Annotated in this window: 17 protein-coding genes; all 17 read right to left on the bottom strand. The window is 31.7% G+C overall.

Annotated features, from left to right (window positions below):
- Positions 1–65: 65 nt before the first annotated feature.
- Entirely contained in the window at positions 66–914 is an 849-nt protein-coding gene (locus ACTB1H_RS03780) for a CvfB family protein (protein ID WP_463261507.1), read from the bottom strand.
- A gap of 96 nt (positions 915–1,010) precedes the next feature.
- A complete protein-coding gene (locus ACTB1H_RS03775; protein WP_463261506.1) occupies positions 1,011–2,678 on the bottom strand; it encodes a phosphoenolpyruvate carboxykinase (ATP) in 1,668 nt (555 codons plus the stop codon).
- A gap of 147 nt (positions 2,679–2,825) precedes the next feature.
- A complete protein-coding gene (gene pyk, locus ACTB1H_RS03770; protein ID WP_463261505.1) occupies positions 2,826–4,580 on the bottom strand; it encodes a pyruvate kinase in 1,755 nt (584 codons plus the stop codon).
- Between the two features lie 11 nt (positions 4,581–4,591).
- Positions 4,592–5,551: a 6-phosphofructokinase gene (pfkA, locus tag ACTB1H_RS03765; RefSeq protein ID WP_463261504.1), complete on the bottom strand. Its 960-nt coding sequence runs from the start codon at positions 5,549–5,551 to the stop codon at positions 4,592–4,594.
- Positions 5,552–5,565: 14 nt separating this feature from the next.
- Positions 5,566–9,036: a DNA polymerase III subunit alpha gene (locus ACTB1H_RS03760; RefSeq protein ID WP_463261503.1), complete on the bottom strand. Its 3,471-nt coding sequence runs from the start codon at positions 9,034–9,036 to the stop codon at positions 5,566–5,568.
- A gap of 9 nt (positions 9,037–9,045) precedes the next feature.
- Positions 9,046–9,444, bottom strand: coding sequence for a GrdX family protein (locus tag ACTB1H_RS03755; RefSeq protein ID WP_463261502.1), 399 nt, complete (start codon positions 9,442–9,444; stop codon positions 9,046–9,048).
- Between the two features lie 4 nt (positions 9,445–9,448).
- Complete coding sequence (locus ACTB1H_RS03750) at positions 9,449–9,715, bottom strand: HPr family phosphocarrier protein (protein ID WP_463261501.1); 267 nt, start codon at positions 9,713–9,715, stop codon at positions 9,449–9,451.
- Positions 9,716–9,720: 5 nt separating this feature from the next.
- Complete coding sequence (gene whiA / locus ACTB1H_RS03745; protein WP_463261500.1) at positions 9,721–10,668, bottom strand: DNA-binding protein WhiA; 948 nt, start codon at positions 10,666–10,668, stop codon at positions 9,721–9,723.
- Positions 10,669–10,672: 4 nt separating this feature from the next.
- The gene (locus ACTB1H_RS03740; protein ID WP_463261499.1) at positions 10,673–11,083 is read right to left on the bottom strand and encodes an NUDIX hydrolase; all 411 of its coding nucleotides are present in this window, start codon (positions 11,081–11,083) and stop codon (positions 10,673–10,675) included.
- An 86-nt stretch (positions 11,084–11,169) separates the two neighbouring features.
- Positions 11,170–12,150: a gluconeogenesis factor YvcK family protein gene (locus tag ACTB1H_RS03735; RefSeq protein ID WP_463261498.1), complete on the bottom strand. Its 981-nt coding sequence runs from the start codon at positions 12,148–12,150 to the stop codon at positions 11,170–11,172.
- A gap of 4 nt (positions 12,151–12,154) precedes the next feature.
- The gene (gene rapZ / locus ACTB1H_RS03730) at positions 12,155–13,015 is read right to left on the bottom strand and encodes an RNase adapter RapZ (RefSeq protein ID WP_463261497.1); all 861 of its coding nucleotides are present in this window, start codon (positions 13,013–13,015) and stop codon (positions 12,155–12,157) included.
- Between the two features lie 12 nt (positions 13,016–13,027).
- A complete protein-coding gene (locus tag ACTB1H_RS03725; RefSeq protein WP_463261496.1) occupies positions 13,028–13,786 on the bottom strand; it encodes a PHP domain-containing protein in 759 nt (252 codons plus the stop codon).
- Positions 13,787–13,788: 2 nt separating this feature from the next.
- The gene (murB, locus tag ACTB1H_RS03720) at positions 13,789–14,694 is read right to left on the bottom strand and encodes a UDP-N-acetylmuramate dehydrogenase (protein WP_463261495.1); all 906 of its coding nucleotides are present in this window, start codon (positions 14,692–14,694) and stop codon (positions 13,789–13,791) included.
- 161 nt (positions 14,695–14,855) lie between these two features.
- Positions 14,856–18,380: a pyruvate:ferredoxin (flavodoxin) oxidoreductase gene (gene nifJ / locus ACTB1H_RS03715; protein WP_463261494.1), complete on the bottom strand. Its 3,525-nt coding sequence runs from the start codon at positions 18,378–18,380 to the stop codon at positions 14,856–14,858.
- A gap of 118 nt (positions 18,381–18,498) precedes the next feature.
- Positions 18,499–19,440 (bottom strand): HPr(Ser) kinase/phosphatase, encoded by a 942-nt coding sequence (hprK, locus tag ACTB1H_RS03710; protein WP_463261493.1) that lies wholly within the window; start codon positions 19,438–19,440, stop codon positions 18,499–18,501.
- 3 nt (positions 19,441–19,443) lie between these two features.
- Positions 19,444–19,701: a PspC domain-containing protein gene (locus ACTB1H_RS03705; protein ID WP_463261492.1), complete on the bottom strand. Its 258-nt coding sequence runs from the start codon at positions 19,699–19,701 to the stop codon at positions 19,444–19,446.
- Positions 19,698–21,122, bottom strand: a 1,425-nt coding sequence (uvrC, locus tag ACTB1H_RS03700; protein WP_463261491.1) for an excinuclease ABC subunit UvrC, incomplete at its 5' end; no start/stop codon positions are given. The genes ACTB1H_RS03705 and uvrC, both read right to left, overlap by 4 nt.

The following is a 21,122-nucleotide window of genomic DNA, read 5'->3' as shown; positions in this document are numbered from 1 at the left end:
AATATTAATTCTACTTGTTTTATATATATACCCAAATTAAAATATTGTCAAATATTTTTAATGATTTATTTGTTTAAAGTGTTATTTTTTATCTTTATTCCATTATCACTTAAATCGATAATTCCTTTTTTATATAAATTCCCTATTGCTTTTTTAAAACCAGATTTACTCATTCCTAGTGCTTTTCTTATAATTTCAGGATCTGATTTGTCATTGAGTGGTAAAAATCCTTTGTTAGCTTTAAGTTTTTTTAATATGACTTGACTATCTTCTTCTATTTGAATATGAGCCATATTTCTTGGAGTTAGATCCAACTTACCATCATCTAGTATTTTGTTAATTCTTACTTTTATCTCATCTCCAATTTCATATATACCGAATACATTTTTCTTGTTTATCATACCATCATACTTGTTTTCAACTGCTACAAAAACACCAATATCCTTATTAACTCCATACACTGTACCTTTCACTTTGTCATTTTCTTTAAATGGCGAGTCTGTACTTAAATAATCTTTAATCCTCATAGTTGCGGCTATTCTTTGACTCTTATCAATATAAACAGCTACTAAATATTCATTATGCACTTCAACTTTATCTAGAGTTTCACTAAAAGGCATAAATAAATCTTTCTCTAATCCCCAATCTAAAAAATATCCAATTTTTGACTCACTTACTACTTTTAGTTTTACTATTTGTCCAACTTCAGCTTTTGGATTATTGGTAGTAGCTATTGGTCTATCTTGTGAGTCTTTATAAACAAATACCTCAACGCTATCTCCCACTTTTAAATTTTCAGGTATTTGCGCTATAGGCAATAATACATCATTATCATCATCTTCAGTCCCAAGATATGCACCAAATTTTGTCAGTCTCTTTATTTTTAAATTCTGTTTTTTCCCTAAATAATACATAACACACCTACTTTTCTAAATTATTAACTATATCATATCATAAAATTATGTAGTTGCACGCAAAAAATGCACTGCCTAAAATAGCAGTGCTTTTTTTTATAAATTTGATTTCATCAAGTTTAGTTGTGTTTCTAACTTTTCTAATTCATATAAAGCTTCTTGTGGCAATCTATCTCTTCCTTCTTTTTCAACTTCAACTTTCTTTAAGAAATCTTTTCTATAATTTATTGAGCTCTTCCACATATCGATGTAATCTTTATCAAATTTCACTTCAAAACCTTCTACATCCATATATTCTATATCGCTGAATTCTCCTAGTTTTTTAAATCCATCTTTTCTTGTGACTATTTCTTCTAACATTTTCAATGTTACTTCTTTTGGTATCTTTTTATCTTTATATGATCCAGTATTAAAAATATAACAGTCTACATTTCTTTTTTCAAATAAAAGTTTAAATTTATTATAGTCTTCATTTAATGGATATGTCCTAAAAGGGTTAGCATAAGGCTCAATTACTAAAGCATTCATATCAGTTCCTTTAGTCAATCTCTCTGCAGTGGTTCTCTTAGTTGCCAATGTTGCACCCATGACTGAAGCTAATACAGGATTATTAATTTTTAATACTGGAGGTAAAGTAGCATCTTTCATTAACCAAATAATTGAGTCCACTGGCTCATCTACTTTATTCACTCTATTATCTGCCCACAAAATTGATTTGACAGCTCTTCCATTTCCATTTCTAATGTCTTCTGTCACCAGCACTTTCTTATTGTTATCATCTAATGTAACCCCACAGTTTTGAACGGTAAGTAAAAACTTATTTGCAGGATGTGTAGTTGGATAATCTTGAGTTTTATCAAAATATGAAGGTTCGAGAGCTACAGAATATCCTTCTTCTACTGAAATTACATAGGCATCGTCATGAAGTATAGTTATATTATATTTCCCATCGTGTTTCTCATGGGTTAAAGTTGATTTTCCTGAGCCAGAAAGTCCAAATACACCAACTGTATATTTGCTTCCATCATCAAAATTGTATCGTTTCATACCTCCATGGCAAGATGCGAATCCATTTCTATTTGCTATGCTCCATGCCAATGTCAAAGTGCCTTTTTTATATTCTCCAAAATACCTCATACCCAACAATAAAGCACAGTTATGTTCTGGATCAAATAAAGCTAATCCATCCTTATGTATTTCTGGAACATAATCAGGATCTGCCACAACATAGATATCCCCTTCAGGATATTCTTTGGAGTTTTCATACATACTCATGATTTCTTGTGTTATGTATTGGAAATTTAAAAGCCATGAATACATAATGTTTTCGTACTTTTCTGGTAAAAGCAAATGTGCCCTTACCATAAAATCTGGGTCCAATCCTATAATTACTTGAGCATGATACATTTTCTTATATCTTATTTGATATACTGCTTCTCTTGCAATAGTTGAATAATCATCAACTGAAACATTCGGCTCTCCAATAATAACTCTTGCCCCTGCAAATCTACCTGTTACAGCCCCATCATTAAAAAGCAAAACTTTCGCATCTTCTGGAAGCCCTATGAGCTCTGGCTTATATACTGGCATATCCGTAATAATTGTTCCTGGAGAATTATAAGCTAATTTATATGCTTCACTTACAGAAGAAACGTTTTCCACATTGTTAGCATAAAATGCAGTTTCTAAAGTCGATCTTAGTGAATTGAAAACCTTATTTTTTTTGTTAATGCTTTCTAATCTAAAGTTTGAAATCGTAGACAAGTTATCCCTCCGTTCATATTATATAATTTGATTATAGCACAGCTATATTTTTAAACAAGTTTAATTACCAAAATAACAAAATTTATGTTCAATTTAGAATTTAAAAAAAGTTGCAAGACTTATTAAAATAAATCTTGCAACTTTTTTTTATAATATTTTTGCATGACCTTTATAGATCTGTCCTGTTGCGCTTTCTACGGTTATTATTTCATTATCATTTAATAATTTTGTAGCGTTTTTAACTCCAACTATAGTTGCTATCCCTAAATTGAGTCCCATAACAGCTGCATGAGATGAAAGTCCATCTTCTTCACATACAATTGCTGATGCTCTTTTCATAAAGCTCTCAATTGCATCAAAAGTTTTCTTGCATACAATCACATCACCATCAGCAAATTTTTCTTCTAGTTCCTCTTTAGTATTTCCTATAATTACTCTTCCTGTTCCTACTTTTGTGCCTACTCCTGTTCCTTGTAATAGTACTTTGCCTATAGTATGAACTTTTATCATATTTGTGGTACCAGCCACTCCTACTGGTATACCAGCCGTAATTACTACAAGGTCTCCTTCTTTTACTAAGCCTGCATCTAAAGCTGTCTTTACTGATAATTCTATAACCTCATCAGTCGAATCTGATTTTCTGCTTAACATTGGGATAACTCCCCATACCAGCGAGAGCTTTCTTAGTACTGACTCATTTGTAGTTACAGCTATAATCGGAGCTTTTGGTCTAAACTTGGATATAGCTTTTGAAGTATATCCAGATGAAGTAGCAGTTATTATAGCTTTTGCACCTAGATCTTGTGCAGTTGTCACAGTTGCTCTGCTAATTGCATTAGTCGTAGTTATCGCACTGTCCTTAGCCCTTAATTTTGATATGGAGTCATAATCTAATGCATTTTCAGTGGTTACTGCAATATTATACATAGTCTTTACAGCTTCTATAGGATATTGACCTGCTGCTGTTTCCCCAGAAAGCATAACAGCACTTGAACCATCAATTATAGCATTCGCGACATCTGTTACTTCAGCTCTTGTCGGTCTTGGGTTTCTAATCATTGAATCTAACATTTGTGTAGCTGTAATTACTGGCTTCCCAGCAATATTGCATTTTCTTATAAGCGTTTTTTGAATTAGAGGTATCTCTTCTGTCGCTACTTCTACTCCTAAATCTCCCCTTGCTACCATAATACCATCTGCTGCAACTAATATCTCATCTATATTGTCCAATCCTTGTTGATTTTCAATTTTGGCAATGATATCTATATTTTCTCCCCCATTTTCTTCTAACACTTTTCTTATGGAGCTAATATCTGATGCCTTTCTTACAAATGATGCTGCGATATAATCTACTTCGTTTCTTATACCGAACAAGATATCATCTATGTCCCTTTCAGTCAATGCAGGTAAATTAATATTTACATTAGGAATGTTTACCCCTTTATGGTCTTTTAGAATTCCACTGTTTAATGCCTTCATCACTATATCTGTATCCGTAATTTCAACAACTCTAAATTCTATAAGACCATCATCAATTAGTATAATATCCCCAACTGAAACATCTTTGGGCATATCTTTATAACTTACGCTTACTATATTTTCATCGCCTTCTACTTCTCTAGTTGTAAGTGTGAACTCCTGATCTTTTTTTATCTCGATTTGATCTTTTTTAAATGTCCCAAGTCTTATCTCTGGCCCCTTTGTATCGAGCATTATAGCTATTGGTAAATTCATCTCATGTCTTAATTTTTTAATTGTGTCTATCCTGGCTTTATGTTCTTCATGATCCCCATGAGAAAAATTTAACCTGCATACATTTACTCCATATTCAAAAAGCTTTCTCATTACATCTTCAGACTCAGATGCAGGGCCAATAGTTGCAACTATCTTGGTTCTTTTCATAAAATTCCTCCTTATCTGGATAGAATATTTGCTGTGTCATACATTTCTCGGTTGAGTTTTCTTTTCATTTCAAGAGCTTCTTTAATATCTAGGTCAATTATTTCATTGCATTTAGTCCCTAAAACTCTTCCTGATTTGTTTTGCAACAACAATTCTATACTCCTCTTGCCCATCTGGCTAGCTAATATTCTATCAAAAGCACTAGGTGAACCTCCTCTTTGAACATGTCCTAAAACTGTTACTTTAGTTTCAACACCTGTCTTCTCTTCGATAGCTTCAGCTAGTTCAAACGAGTTGCCTACACCTTCTGCTAATACAATAATATGATGTAATTTACCCATATTTTTACCTGTCAATACTTTTCTGCATATAGAATCTTCATCATAGCCAATTTCTGGTATAATTATGCTTTCTGCTCCTCCTGCAAGACCAGCATAAAGAGCTATATCTCCACAGTTTCTTCCCATTACCTCTACGACATTTGCTCTCCCATGAGATGATGAAGTGTCTCTTAATTTACCTATAGCTTCAATTACAGTCTCCACTGCTGTCATAAAACCTATAGTATAATCTGTATAAGGCAAGTCATTATCTATCGTACATGGTATTCCAATTGTAGGTATACCTGCATCTGAAAGTTTTTGTGCTCCTCTGAATGTTCCATCCCCTCCAAGTACAACTATACCATCCATATTATATACGTCAATTACATTTAGAGCCTTTTTAAATCCTTCTGGTGTTATGAAATCTTCACTTCTTGCAGTCCTTAAAATTGTTCCACCTCTATGAATTATATCTGCCACAGACTCGCTATCCATATCATCTATAGCTCCATTTATAAGGCCATCATAGCCTCTTTGAATACCTAAAATTCTAAGATCATTATTTAGCCCAGTTCTTACTACAGCTCTTATTGCTGCATTCATTCCTGGTGCATCTCCTCCACTTGTTAATATTCCTATTGTCTTCATATTTTCCTCCTAAACTATAATATTATTTTTACATTTTGATTGCCTAAAAGATCTTTTAAGCTATCAAACACTTCTTCTGATTCACCATCGATCCATAAACTTTTATCTGCTTTTATGGTCTTTTTTTTGCTAGTAAAATATATATATACTGGAATATTTCCAGGATATTTTGATAATATTCTTTTTACATCATTTAGTACATTTATGTTCATAATATCGTCTATTTTTAGATAAATTTTATTTAAATTAAGGTCATTTATAGAACTTATTTTATCAACAATTATCTTTGGCTCTTCTACTTCTGAAATTGATAATTTCCCTTCAACTAATACTATATTATCTTCCACAATTTGATCAAAATATTTTTCAAAAATTGTTGGAAAAACTATGCACTCTATATTGCTATATAAGTCTTCTAAAGTAAAAAATGCCATCATATTGTTATTTTTTGTAACCTTATTTTTTTTATCAGTGATTAAACCTATGATTGAGACTCTTCTTCCATCCTCTATGATGTTGCTTTCTAAATTTATATCAAATTGATCTGAAATTATGTCTGTTGTTTGAAAATTAGAATATAATTTTATCTCTCTTTCATAGGGTTGCAAAGGATGACCGGATATATAAATACCTAACATTTCCTTTTCCATTTGCAGCAATATCTTTGTTTGAAATTCTGATAATTTAGGAAGTTCATCATCATAAACATTTGTAATAGATTCAAATAAAGAAAACTGTCCATCTATATTTTTTTTGACATCATTGCTTATACCATCTATCACTTTTTCGAAAACTGCGAGATATTGGGCTCTATTTCCGCCTAAAGAACTAAGTGCTCCTGCTTTTATTAAGCTTTCCACTGCCCTTTTATTCACGCAATTTTTATCTACTTTATATATTCTATTAATAAAATCATTTAAAGATCTAAATTCTCCATCTTTTCTAGCTATAATGATTGCTTTTATTATGTTTTCTCCTACATTTTTAATCGCAGAAAGACCATATCTTATTGACTTACCTTCGACAGAAAATTTCCCATAAGAATAATTTATATCTGGTGACTTTATTTCTATCCCTAGCCTTTTACATTCTTCTATATAAAGGCTTACTTGAGAAGTATTATTCATGACTGAAGATATAAGTGCTGCCATATATTCAACAGGATAATAAGTTTTTAGCCAAGCTGTCCTATATGCTATAACTGCATAAGCTGCAGAATGAGATTTGTTGAATGCATAATTAGCAAAGTCTACCATCAAATCAAAAATTTTAGATGCAGACTTTTCATCAACACCATTTCTAATTGCTCCCTTTAGTATTATATTGCCATCCTCATCAGTTTGTCCATATATAAAATTTTGTCTTTCTTTTTCCATTACATCCATCTTTTTTTTACCCATAGCTCTTCTGACCAAATCTGCCCTGCCAAAAGAATATCCTCCAAGTTTCCTAACTATTTCCATTACCTGTTCTTGATATACTATGCAGCCATAGGTAACATTTAGTATCGATTCTAGACTAGGATGGATGTATTTAATGAGTGTAGGATCATGTTTACATGCTATAAATGTAGGTATTTGACTCATCGGACCAGGTCTAAATAAAGAATTAGCAGCAATTAAATCCTCAAATACATTTGGTTTTAGCTCTTTTAGAAAAGCTCTCATTCCCGGACTTTCAAATTGAAATATTCCGAGGGTTTCTGCATTAGCAAACATATCCAATACCCTTTTGTCATCAAAATCTATTTTAGTTATATCAATATCAATATTATAATTTTGCTTAATCAACTCTACTGCATCACGAATAACTGTAAGTGTTCTCAATCCTAAAAAATCCATTTTCAAAAGACCCAATTCTTCTAATTCTGTCATCGTGAATTGTGTAGCTATAGATTCATTATTCCTCACTAAAGGGGCATATTCTGTGATTGAATCTTTAGATATTACAACACCTGCAGCATGAGTGGATGTATGTCTAGGCAATCCCTCCACCGCCATAGCTAAGTCAATTAATTCTTTTATTTGTTCATTATTCTCATATTCCTTTTTTAAATTTTTATTAATCTCCAAAGCTCTCTTTATTGTTATACCAAGTTCATTTGGAATTTGTTTTGCTATATAATCTACATCACCATAAGGCATATCGATTGCTCTACCTACATCTCTTATTGCTCCCCTAGCAGCCATCGTACCAAATGTAACTATTTGAGCAACCTTATCTGCGCCATATTTTTTTATTACGTATTCAATTACTTCCTCTCTTCTTTCATAGCAAAAATCAATATCTATATCTGGCATAGTTATTCTTTCAGGATTTAAAAATCGTTCAAATATAAGTCCATATTTAAGTGGATCTATATCTATTATCCCTAACGCATAAGATACAATACTTCCAGCTGCAGACCCTCTACCTGGCCCCACCATAATCTTTTTATCTTTTGCATATTTTATAAAATCCCATACTATTAGAAAGTAATCAACATATCCCATTTGAGTAATGACATCAAATTCATATTCAAATCGATTCTTTATTTCTTCAGTTATAGTAGCATATCTCTGTGCTAAGCCTCTTTCGCTTATTTCTCTTAAATAAGTCACATTGGTGTATCCTTTTGGAACAACATATTCTGGCAGATGCATCTGATTAAAACTTAGCTCCACATTACATCTTTGCGCAATCAAATACGTATTTTCTATTGCTTCTATATCGTCTGGAAATATTTCTTTCATTTCTTTTGGGGATTTTAGGAAAAATTCTTCAGATGGGAACTTCATTCTATCTACATCTGAGATAGTCTTGCCAGTCTGTATACATAATAATATATCATGTACACGTGCATCTTTTTTTTCTAAATAATGAACATCATTGGTAGCCACCAATGGTACATTTAATTCTTTGCTAAACTCTCTAAGTTTATCATTTATTTCTAACTGTTCTTTAAGACCATGGTACTGCAGCTCCAAAAAGAAATTATTTTCTAAAAAAATGTTTTTATATCTTAAAATAGCTTCTCTTGCACCATCAAAATTTCCTTCGAGAATCAGGCTTTGAACCTCTCCTCCAAGACAAGCTGAAAGTGCAATGATTCCGTTATTATATTTTTTCAGAATTTCATAATCTACTCTAGGTTTATAGTAAAAACCATTTACATATGCTTCGGATACGATTTTCATCAAATTTTTATATCCAATGTTGTTTTCAGCTAAAATTATGAGATGATATGGTTTCTTATCTTTTGGATTTCTATCAGTATATTTATTATTTGTTACATAAATTTCTGCACCTATTATCGGTTTTAACCCGTTATTTTTTGCCTCTTTATAAAAATTAATAGCTCCAAACATCGACCCATGGTCAGTAATAGCCACAGAATCCATTCCCAATTCCTTTACCTTTGAAACTAAGTCTTTTATCCTTATGCTACCATCTAATAAACTATATTCTGTATGCACATGTAAATGAGTGAATTTAATTGAATCCATCTAATCACCTTATTCTAACAACTCTGTAAATTCAATATTTACCAAAGTATTTTCTAATAAAGATAAATCCACTACCATGAAATCGACTACTACATCTTGATTCCAGTCAGGTAATCTTTTTATCTTTATGAATTTCTCATAAGTAGCAATGCTGTTTTCCAAAATGCTTATGCTCCCAAAATCAATTTTCCCTTTTTTTTGAGAAATCAATATACTTTTAAAAGGAGTTTCATTTGGTTTAACACTCCCAGATAATGGATGAGATAAAAGCTTATGTCCCTTATGTAATTTATCCCTGACCTTCAACAATACATCTAAATAACTTTCATTTTCTAAATATTCTATTTCATATTTTCCATTAAATTTTTGAAACACTTTAGGATTATTAGTAACTATAATTATACTCACTATATCAAACCTCTTTAAAGCCACTTTCAATAATGGCTGATAATTTTTCAATCAATTCTTTTTCATCTCTTCCCTTTGCTATAAGTGTAATTTTTTCTCCTTTGAATGCTCCCAATGACATTATCCCTATTATGCTTTTACCATTTACTCTTTTATTAAGAGTCTCAACTTCAATATCGCTATCATATTTATTAGCAATTTTTACAAATATCGCAGCAGGCCTTAATTGCAATCCTTCATCATTAACTAAAATTACCTCTTTTTTAAGCATAAAAATCACTCCTTAAGCTCATCAGCTATTTCCTGTATTTTTTTAAATCTATGGTTTACACCAGATTTTCCTATAGGAGGATCTAGTTTTTCACCAATTTCTTTCAATGTTGCATCTGGATATAAAAGTCTAATTTCTGCAACATCTCTCAATTGCTTAGGTAAATAATTAATGCCTTTCTTATCTTTTATTATTTTTATAGCCTCTATTTGTCTCATCGATGCTTCTACAGTTTTTTCGAGATTTGCAGTTTCACAATTTACTATACGATTTATATTGTTTCTTACATCTTTTAAAACTCTGATCTCTTCAAATTTTAACAATGCTTGATGAGCGCCTATTATATTGAGTATATCGGATATTTTTTCAGCTTCTTTTAGATAAACAATGACGAACTCTTTTCTTTTTATCGTCTTTGAATTTGAACCAAAAGAATTTATTAGTTTTTGTAAATCTCTTGCATGCTGATAATCTGTATTAACAAATTCTAAATGGTAAGATTTTTCAGGGTTGTTCATAGAGCCTCCACCTAGGAATGCCCCTCTTATATAGCTACGCTTACAGCATTTTTTCTCCACAATCCACTTGGGAATTTTATAATTTGGATTAAATATATTATAATCCTTAGTTCCTATAAATCCCGTATCCGTCAATATTTTAATAGCCATTTCAGTATTATTTATAGCTACTAAATAATTGTTGTTTTTCTTAAGTTGTTTGTTTTTTCTAACAGATACTTCAACATCAACATCATATATTTTTTTTAATATGGAAAAAATTCTCCTTGCTATGGCTGCATTTTCAGTTGAGAAAATAATGCTTATACTGTGATCTCCACTGTATTTTATTGATCCACTCATTCTGATTAATGATGATAATTCTGCTAATGCACAACAGTCATTTTCTATCGGTAGATGTGAAATTTCATTTTTTACCTCGGATGAAAATGACATATGATCACCTCATGTCCTTCAAATATTCTAGACCCTTCTGAATTACTTTTAATTCATCTTCATATTTTACTATTTTTAAAGCTTTGTCCATGTGTACAAAGCTTGCATCAATAAATCCTTCTTCGCGTTGAGGTTGGCAGTTCGTATTATTTGTCTTCATTAAAAACCAATGAACTGTCTTGTTGACTTCTTCATTATGTCTTAAGTTTCTAAAAGTATACTGAGCTTTCCCAATATAAGATACTATCTCTCCTCTAACGCCAGATTCTTCATAAACTTCGCGCAGAGCTGCTTCTTCTATTGTTTCATTATTTTCAACTCTACCTTTAGGTAAAACCCAATCGCCATTATATTTTTTTAATAATAAAATACTATTTGAGAAAAAAACAATTCCTCCACTACTAACTTCATTCATAATCGCACCTCAAATCTAATTGAATATAATAATTTAATTATACACCATAAATAAAGTAATTTGTATAAATGTTTGTTTGAGGCTGATTAAATTAAGCTTATAATTGTGTTTGCTAGCTTTTTGGTGTCATGTCTTATTAAATTATCTTCAATTTTAATAAAATCATCAGATATAAGGCTTATACCTTTTTCATTAAGATACATTACATCATTTTCAGAAGGATAAATAGGTTTAGCATTATCTTTAATATATTTATTCAAAACATTAGTAGGTATTTGTTTTTCATTTACAATACAATAATCTAAAAAACCATCTATACTATGATTTAATATAGCTTCAACATGATCTTTTATATGAAAATTATCTGTTTCGCCAGGCTGTGTCATAATGTTACAAACATAAACAACCTTAGCTTTTGAGTTTTTTATTGATTCAACTATGTCCTTTACAAGTAAATTAGGAATAATCGATGTATAAAGACTTCCTGGCCCTAATACTATGATATCTGCATTAATTATGGCATCAATAACTTCTTTTAATGGATACGATATCTCTGGATCTGTCTTTATTCTTTTAATTTTGCTTTTCCTTTCTTTAGCCAATGAAGGTATTTTAGATTCTCCACGTATTATCGTTCCATCTTCTAATTCAGCAATTAGACTTACATTGTCTATAGTTACAGGTAAAACTTTCCCAGTAATCTTTAAAACATTGCTAGTCTCTTCAACCGCTTTTTCAAAACTGCCATAAATTTCGTTCATAGCTGCAATAAAAAGATTCCCAAAGCTTTGTCCTTTCAAACTTCCCTCTTTGAATCTGTATTGTAACAATTTCGCCATAGATGGTTCGGTATTTGCTAGTGCTACAAGGCAAGATCTTATGTCTCCAGGTGGCAGCATTCCTAAATCTTCTCTAAGTTTACCACTTCCACCACCATCATCTGCGACTGTAACGATAGCAGTTATATTTGGTGTTTTTTCTTTAAGTCCTCTTAAGAGAACAGACAACCCTGTACCTCCACCTATAGCAACTATTCTTTTTTCTGTGAACTTAATGATTCTATCCATAGTGTTAATCCCTCGGTTCTAAATCTCTATGATATATCATAGTATGATGCCCATTTTTAGACAATTCTTCATTTATTTTGTCAGCAAGAGCAACAGATCTATGTTTGCCTCCTGTACACCCTATGCCTATAACCAGCTGACTTTTCCCTTCTTTTATATAATATGGTATCAAAAATTCAATTAAGTCTAATATCTTTGATAAGAACTCATTAGTTTGTGGCCATTTAAATACATAATCCTTAACTAAGTCATCTTTACCTGAAAATTCCTTAAGCTCAGGTATATAATAAGGGTTAGGGATAAATCTTACATCAAATACTAAATCCGCTTCTAGTAAAATACCATTTTTAAACCCAAATGATGTTACCACTAAAGTTATTTTTTCTCTATCTTTTCCTTTTAGGAATATATCATTCATTTCAGATTTCAGCATAGCAGTGTTAAGCTTAGATGTATCAATTATATAATCTGCTTTTATTTTAATATTCTTCAATATCTCCCGTTCTTCTCTTATTCCGTCTATTATACTTCCTTGAGGATTAATGGGATGCGGCCTTCTTAATTCCTTAAATCTCTTGACTAAAACTTCATCAGATGCATCTAAAAAAACAACCTGATATTTAATATGCATACTTGAAAGTTTTGATAATTCTTCAAACAAATTTTCAAAAAATTCTCCACCTCTTATATCTACTACAACACAAGCTTTATCTATATGCTTCTTTGATTCATAAGTGAGTTCAGCAAATTTTGAAAGTAATTGTGGTGGTAAATTATCCATGCAGTAATACCCCATATCTTCCATTGCTTTCATTGCTTGTGATTTTCCTGCTCCTGACATTCCTGTTATTACTACAATTTCCATTATAAACCACCTCTATATAGCATTAATTACTCTATTTATATCTAACCCAGATAATAAAAATGTTTCAATTCCTTTTTTGCAATTTCCAACTTCGCTTGCTTTATGAGCATCGCTATTGATATAAAACTTTACATTGATATCTTTAAGCATTTTTAAGTCTTCTAAACTTAAATTGCCATGTCTTGAATTTATCTCCAGTGCAACATCTTTTTTTTCTGCTTCCTTTGCTAATTTAAGTAAATTTAATTTTACTTTGGCACCAGGGTGTGTAATTATCTTAATTGGATATTTCTTAATTGCTCTTACATAAGATTCAGTTATTGCTTCGGTTATTTCATCTTCTCTATACCCATGTTTTCTACTTAATTGACTTATAAAATATAAATCTATACCTTCTTTAAAACTTTTAGGTGTTGAGCCATAATGAAAGCCCATTAATAGTATGTCTAACATTTTCAATATATCATCATCTACATCAATTTGTCCATCTAAACCAATCAAATTTGATTCTAATCCCATCATAATAAATAACCCTTTTTCTGAGTATATTTCATTGAGGCGGTCTATTTCATTTCTGATTTTTATTAAATTTTTCTTTCTTACCCCATATAAATAATGTGATGCCCCATGTTCGCTTATTACTATTGTTTTGAGACCTTTATCAAAAGCAGATTTGACATTTTCCTCAATTGTAGATTTAGCATGTAGGCCTTTCAACAGATATCCGCAGCTATATATAGTATGAGTATGAAAATCCCCAGTTATCTTCATTATCAGTCTTCCCCTACAACTTTAATTTCTAATTCTAAATCTACTCCATGAACATCTTTTACTGTCTTTTGCACTATTGATATCAGTGTTGATACGTCTTTATATGTTGCAAATCCCAAATTTACAATGAAACCACAATGTTTCTGTGATACTTGTGCATCTTTATATCTTAAGCCTCGCAATCCAGCTTCATCAATTAACTTGCCAGCAAAATATCCTTCAGGCCTTTTAAAAGTACTTCCCGCACTAGCTAACTCCAAAGGTTGTTTTGATGATCTTCTTTCATTTAAATCTTTCATTTTTTCGAATATCTCATTATAATCTCCAGATTTTAAATCGAATTCTACTTCTAATACCACTAGTTCCTCTTCAATAACTCTACTTTTTCTATATCCAAAATTCATTTCTTGTTTAGAATAAGTCACTATATCATTTTGTTTTGTCAATACTTTAACTTTAGATACTATATCTTTCATTTCTCCATTATATGCTCCAGCATTCATCATGACAGCTCCCCCAACAGTTCCCGGTATTCCTGATGCAAATTCCATTCCGGAAAGACTATTGTTTAAAGCAAATTTAGCTATATCTGATAATAATGCTCCTGCTTGAGCTGTGATTTTTTCTCCTTCAATAAACATCTGATTAATTTTACTGTTAACCTTAATTACAAGTCCTCTTATTCCACCATCTTTTACTAATAGATTTGTCCCGTTCCCCATAACGAAATATGGTATATTTGATTCCCTTGCAATCTTTATTGCATTTATCAACTCTTCAATTGTCTCTGGTATTATAAATATATCTGCTGGTCCTCCAATTTTAAAAGATGTATGATTTTTCATCAATTCATTAAACCTTATGTCAGAAAATGAATATTTACTATATAATTCAAAAATATCCTCCATTATTTCCCACCTTATACATTTAAATATTTTATTGTATCCCTACTATTATAACATATTTAAATGAATCTATTAAATTCAATTAATAAATTTGTGATTTCATATAAAACCCCCAAAATCCATATATGGATTTTGGGGGTTTTTGTAAAATCTATGTTATTTTATTAATCTCTAGCCATTCTCTTATAAGTTTCTAATCTATCTTTTGCAGCTTCTTCTGCAGCTTTATATAGTATTTCAGCTTCTTCTGGGAATGATAATTTTAATGAAGTATATCTAACTTCAGAATCCAAGAATTCAGTAATTGGTCTAGTAGGTTCTTTTGAGTCAAGTACAAATGGATTTTTCCCTTCTTCTTTTAATCTAGGGTCAAATCTATATAGATGCCAATATCCTGTTTCTACTGCCAATTTTTCCTGTCTTACTGTTGTTCCCATTCCTGTCTTTATTCCATGATTTATACATGGAGCATATGCAATTATCAATGATGGACCATCATAGCTTTCTGCTTCTTTGATAGCTTTTAGTGTATGATTCATGTTAGCACCTAGTGCAACTTGAGCTACATAAACATATCCATAAGTTGCTGCGATCATTCCTAAATCTTTCTTTCTGATTTTCTTTCCTGATGCAGCAAATTTAGCTACTGCAGCTGTTGGAGTTGCTTTAGATGATTGCCCACCTGTATTAGAGTAAACTTCAGTATCAAATACTAATATATTTACATTTTCTCCAGATGCTAATACATGATCAAGGCCTCCAAAACCTATATCATATGCCCAACCATCTCCACCAAATATCCAAATAGATTTTTTAATCAAATAATCTTTGAAATCTTTGATTGTGTTGATCAACTCATTTGCTCTTTCGTTATCAAATTTAGTTTCCAATCTTGGAATAATCATTCCAGCAGCAGCTTTAGATGCTTTTCCATCATCCATACCATCAAGCCAAGCTTTAAAATGATCATTTAGATCTGTATCTAAATTCAATTCAAGGAACTCTTCCATTGCCAACTTTATCTTTTCTCTAATCTTTCTATTAGCAATTGCCATTCCATATCCATATTCAGCATTGTCTTCAAACAATGAGTTTGCCCATGCAGGACCTTTCCCTTGTTGATTTGTGCAATATGGTGTAGCTGGTGCACTTGCACCCCAGATTGATGAACATCCTGTAGCATTGGCAATCATCATTCTGTCTCCAAATAATTGAGTTACAAGTTTTGCATAAGGTGTTTCACCACATCCCGCACAAGCTCCTGAGAACTCTAAAAGTGGTCTTTGGAATTGTGTGTTCTTGAGAGTGTTTGTATCGAATAAATCTCCCTTTTCTTTAACTGTAACTGCAAAATCCCAATTCTTAGATTGCACTTCATACTCTTCTTCGAATGGTGTCATAACCAAAGCTTTTTCTTTTGCAGGACATATGTCTGCACAGTTTCCACATCCTGTACAATCAAGTACAGATACTTGTACTCTATATTCTAACCCATCAAAGCCTTTACCTATAGGTTTTAAAGTTTCAAAAGTATCAGGAGCATTTTCTTTTTCTTTTTCATCTACTAAAATAGGTCTTATTACAGCATGAGGGCAAACATATGAACATTGATTACATTGAATACAGTTTTCTTTTATCCAATGAGGAACTTCTACTGCTATTGCTCTCTTTTCATAAGCTGAAGTCCCGTTAGGGAATGTTCCATCTTCTCTACCTACAAATGTGCTTACTGGAAGGTCATCACCTTCTTGTCTATTCATTGGTATAACTACATTTTTTATAAAGTCAGGTACATCTTTGATACCTTCATTTTCATCATAAGCATCTTTCCATGATTCTGGAACTTCAACCTTTTCAAGAGCAGATATACCTCTATCTACAGCTTCAAAATTCATTTGAACGATTTTTTCGCCTTTTTTACCATATTCTTCTACTATTGATTCTTTAAGTTTTTCAACTGCTACATCGATTGGAAGTACATTTGAAAGCTTGAAGAATGCTGATTGCATTATCATGTTTATTCTTCCACCTAATCCAATCTCTGAAGCTATCTTAGTAGCATTGATAGTATAGAAATTAATATCATTTTGTGCTATATATCTCTTCATAGATGCTGGTAAATTCTCTTCTAATGCATCCTTATCCCATAGTGTGTTTAGAAGGAATGTACCGCCTTTTTTTAGTCCTCTTAACAAGTCATAGCTGTGTACATAAGATTGTTTTGAGCATGAAACAAAATCAGCATCAGTTATTAAATATGTTGATCTGATTGGCTTGTTACCAAATCTCAAGTGAGAAATAGTTACTCCACCTGATTTTTTACTATCATAAGAGAAATATCCTTGAGCATACATATCTGTACCATCGCCTATAATCTTTATGGCACTCTTGTTTGCTCCAACAGTTCCGTCAGAACCAAATCCCCAGAATTTACATTGGATTGTTCCTTCTGCAACTGTCTGTATATTTTCATCTATTTCTAATGATAAATTAGTAACATCATCAACTATGCCTATAGTAAATCCATTCTTTGGATTATCGCTTTTTAAGTTTTTATAAACAGCCAACAATTGCGATGGAGTAGTATCCTTAGATCCAAGACCATATCTTCCACCTATGATAAGTGGTTTATCTTCTTTGTTATAGAATAGAGATTTTACATCTAAATAAAGAGGTTCTCCCAATGCTCCCTTTTCTTTTGTCCTGTCAAGTACAGCAATTCTTTTAACAGTTTTAGGGAACACATCAAAGAAATATTTTTCAGAAAATGGTCTATATAGATGTACTTCTATTATTCCTACCTTTTCTCCTTTGCTTCTCAAATAATCTATTGTTTCTTCACATGCTTTTGTAACAGATCCCATAGCCACAATAACATCAGTAGCTTCTGGATCTCCATAATAGTTAAATGGTTTATAGTCTCTACCAGTTAATTTATTAATCTCTTGCATGTAATAATTAACTACATCTGGTATTGCTTGATAGAATGGATTTGATGCTTCAACTGATTGGAAATAAATATCAGGATTTTGTGCAGTACCCCTTGTAACTGGATGTTCAGGGTTAAGTGCATTTTTTCTGAACTCTCTTAGTGCATCATAATCAATTAATTTAGCTAATTCATCATATTCAAGCACTTCTATTTTTTGAATTTCGTGGCTTGTTCTGAACCCATCGAAGAAATGAAGGAATGGTACTTTCCCTTTTATAGCTGATAAATGTGCAACACTTGCAAGATCCATTACCTCTTGGACAGAACCTGATGCTAACAAAGCAAATCCTGTTTGTCTAGCAGCCATTACATCTTGGTGATCTCCAAATATACTCAATGCATGAGAAGCTATAGCTCTTGCAGAAACATGGAAAACTCCAGGTAACAATTCCCCTGCGATCTTATACATATTTGGAATCATCAAAAGTAGACCTTGTGATGCTGTGTATGTAGTAGTTAATGCACCTGCTTGCAGAGATCCATGCACTGCACCGGCTGCTCCTGCTTCTGATTGCATTTCTGTAACCAAAACCTTTTGACCAAATATATTCTTTTTGCCATTAGCAGCCCACTCATCTACATGTTCTGCCATAGTTGAAGATGGAGTTATTGGATAAATCGCTGCTACATCAGTGAATGCATATGATATGTACGCAGCTGCTTCATTCCCATCCATCGTCTTCATAATTTTACTCATCTATATTTACCTCCTTGATATTATTATTGAATTTATAGAGTGACATATTATCACCACATTCAGTATATTAAAATATTGTATTAATGTCAACTTTTTATCGAACTTAATAATTTACAAATTATTCTTTAACATAATAAAATTTTCTCTCTTCTATCTTCCTTTTAACTCTTTCATTTAGGGTTTCTGCAGCATTGTAACCCAATCTTTTTTGTCTGTTGTTTTTCGCAGCTACCTCAACAATCATTGCAATATTTCTACCAGTTTTAACAGGTATAACAACTCTAGGTACTTCTATACCTAAAATCTCAATTTTCTCTTCTTCTAAACCAACTCTATCATACTCTTTTTCGTCATCCCATGCTTCCAGATGTACTACTAAGTCGATATAATCAAACTGTTTGACTGCACCTATCCCATAAATTCTCTCTATATCAATAATTCCTACTCCCCTGATTTCCAAGAAATATCTTATTATTTCAGGGCAGCTTCCTCTTAATGTATCGTCTACCCTTTTTATTTCTACTAAATCATCCGCAATCAATCTAGAGCCTCTTGTTATTAAATCTAAAGCTGTTTCGGATTTTCCTACACCCGATTTCCCAGTTATTAGTACTCCTATCCCATAAACCTCCATCATTACGCCATGTACAGTTGTCATAGGAGCTAATTTTAGACTAATCAGATTTACTAAATCATTTATAATGCTTGATGTAGCTTTAGTTCCAACGACAAGATTTCTGTCATGTTTGACCGATAATTTTATCAATTCTTCAAAAACTGGTAAATCCCTTGAAATTATTAGAACTGGAATTTTATAGCTTAAAAATTTGTCTAGGACTTCATATCTTTTTTTATCCCCTAAATCCGATAAATATTGCCATTCAGCACTTCCTATGATTTGAACTCTCTCGGGAACAAATTTTTCATAATACCCTGTCATCTGCAAACCCGGTCTGCTAATTTCTGTACTTCTTATCGTTATTTTTTCTATATCTCTTGATGCATGAATAACTTTTAAATTCAATTCATTAATTATGTCTAAAAGTGCAACATGATCCAAAAATCACTCCTCCTTTGATTTGTATTCATCTGTAAAATCATCTGCATTTTCTTCGAAGCTAAGCTGATCTATTGGTCGATGAGGAATAACCAGTGCTGCTATAATATACGCTATAATCCCAGTGAAAAAAAGTGAAAAAATTGTTACTAGTGCCCATACAAGCCTTATTAATGTAGAATCTATCTCAAAATATTCTGCAATACCGCCACATACTCCCGCTATCTTTTTGTCACTATCGGACAAATATAATTTCTTTTTCATTTAGTTCTCTCCTTATTAAAATGGTTATATAGATTTTCTGCAGCTTTTCTTGTCATGCCAGGTGCTTTTATAAGTTCATCAATAGATGCGTTCTTAATCTTAGATATACTGCCAAAATGTTTCATTAAACTAATTTTTCTCTTTTCACCAATCAACTCTATACCATCTAGTTCAGATCTAAACATGTCTTTAGTTCTTAAACTTCTGTGATAACTAATTGCAAACCTGTGTGCTTCTTCTTGAATTCGATAAATGAGTTTAAATGCTAAACTATCTTTATCTAAATTTATTTCTCTGTTGTCATAAATAATCCCTCTTGTTTTATGAAAGTCATCTTTTACTAGACCACACACAGTTATATTGATCCCTAATTGTTTTAATAAAGACTTTGCAGTGTTTACATGTCCTTTTCCACCATCGACCATTATTATATCTGGAAAAACTGAGAATGAGTTAGAATGATTTTCATTGACATTCATTTCTAAACCTCTTAGAAATCTTCTTTTTAAAACTTCCTCCATGCTTTTGTAATCATTTTGCTTAACCACAGTATTTATTTTAAATCTCCTGTAATCTGTCTTTTTAGGCTCTCCATTGTCAAATACTACCATAGACCCTACATTCCCAACTCCACTTATGTTTGAAATATCATATGCTTCTATTCTCTTAGGTGAATCTTCTAATCCTAGCAGATATTTTAATTCTTCTAATGCTTTTAAATTTTCTCTATGTTTTCTTAAAAATTTATCGCCATATTTATCAAGCATATCTACTGCATTTCTCTTTGCCATATCCACTAATTCATACTTTTCTCCTCGTTTAGGTACAGTAATTTTTACTTTTGTCCCTCTTATACTCGAAAGATATTCTTCTATCAATTCTTGATCTGGTATTTCTTCTTCAACTACGATTTCCTTTGGTATGAAATTAGCCCCAGAATAAAATTGTTTTATAAATGAAGAAATTATTTCAGGTCTTTCAGTGAATAAATTGTCTTCTAGAATATAATGTTCTCTTCCAATTATTTTCCCTTCTCTTATGAAAAAAACCTGGACTAATACCTCTTCTAAACCTCTTGCTATTCCAATAATATCTTCCTCTATTAAATCAGGGCTGGACATGTTTTGTTTTTCAATCAAAATCGATAGAGATTGAATCCTGTCTCTGTAAATACTAGCTAATTCAAAATTCAAATCTTCTGATGCCTTTTTCATATCATATTCCAATTTATCTAAGATGGAATTATCTTTTCTGCTTAAAAATCTTATCACTTCTTCAATCATCTGATTGTATTCGGTCTCATCTGCCATTCCAATGCATGGTCCTTTGCATCTTCCTATATGATAATTTAAACATGGTCTAAAATTATCAGGTAATTTCTCCAAGTTTAGTTTGCAATCCCTTATAGGGAACATATCATG

Source organism: Soehngenia sp. (assembly GCF_055108775.1).
This window is presented reverse-complemented; position numbering and strand designations above follow the sequence as displayed.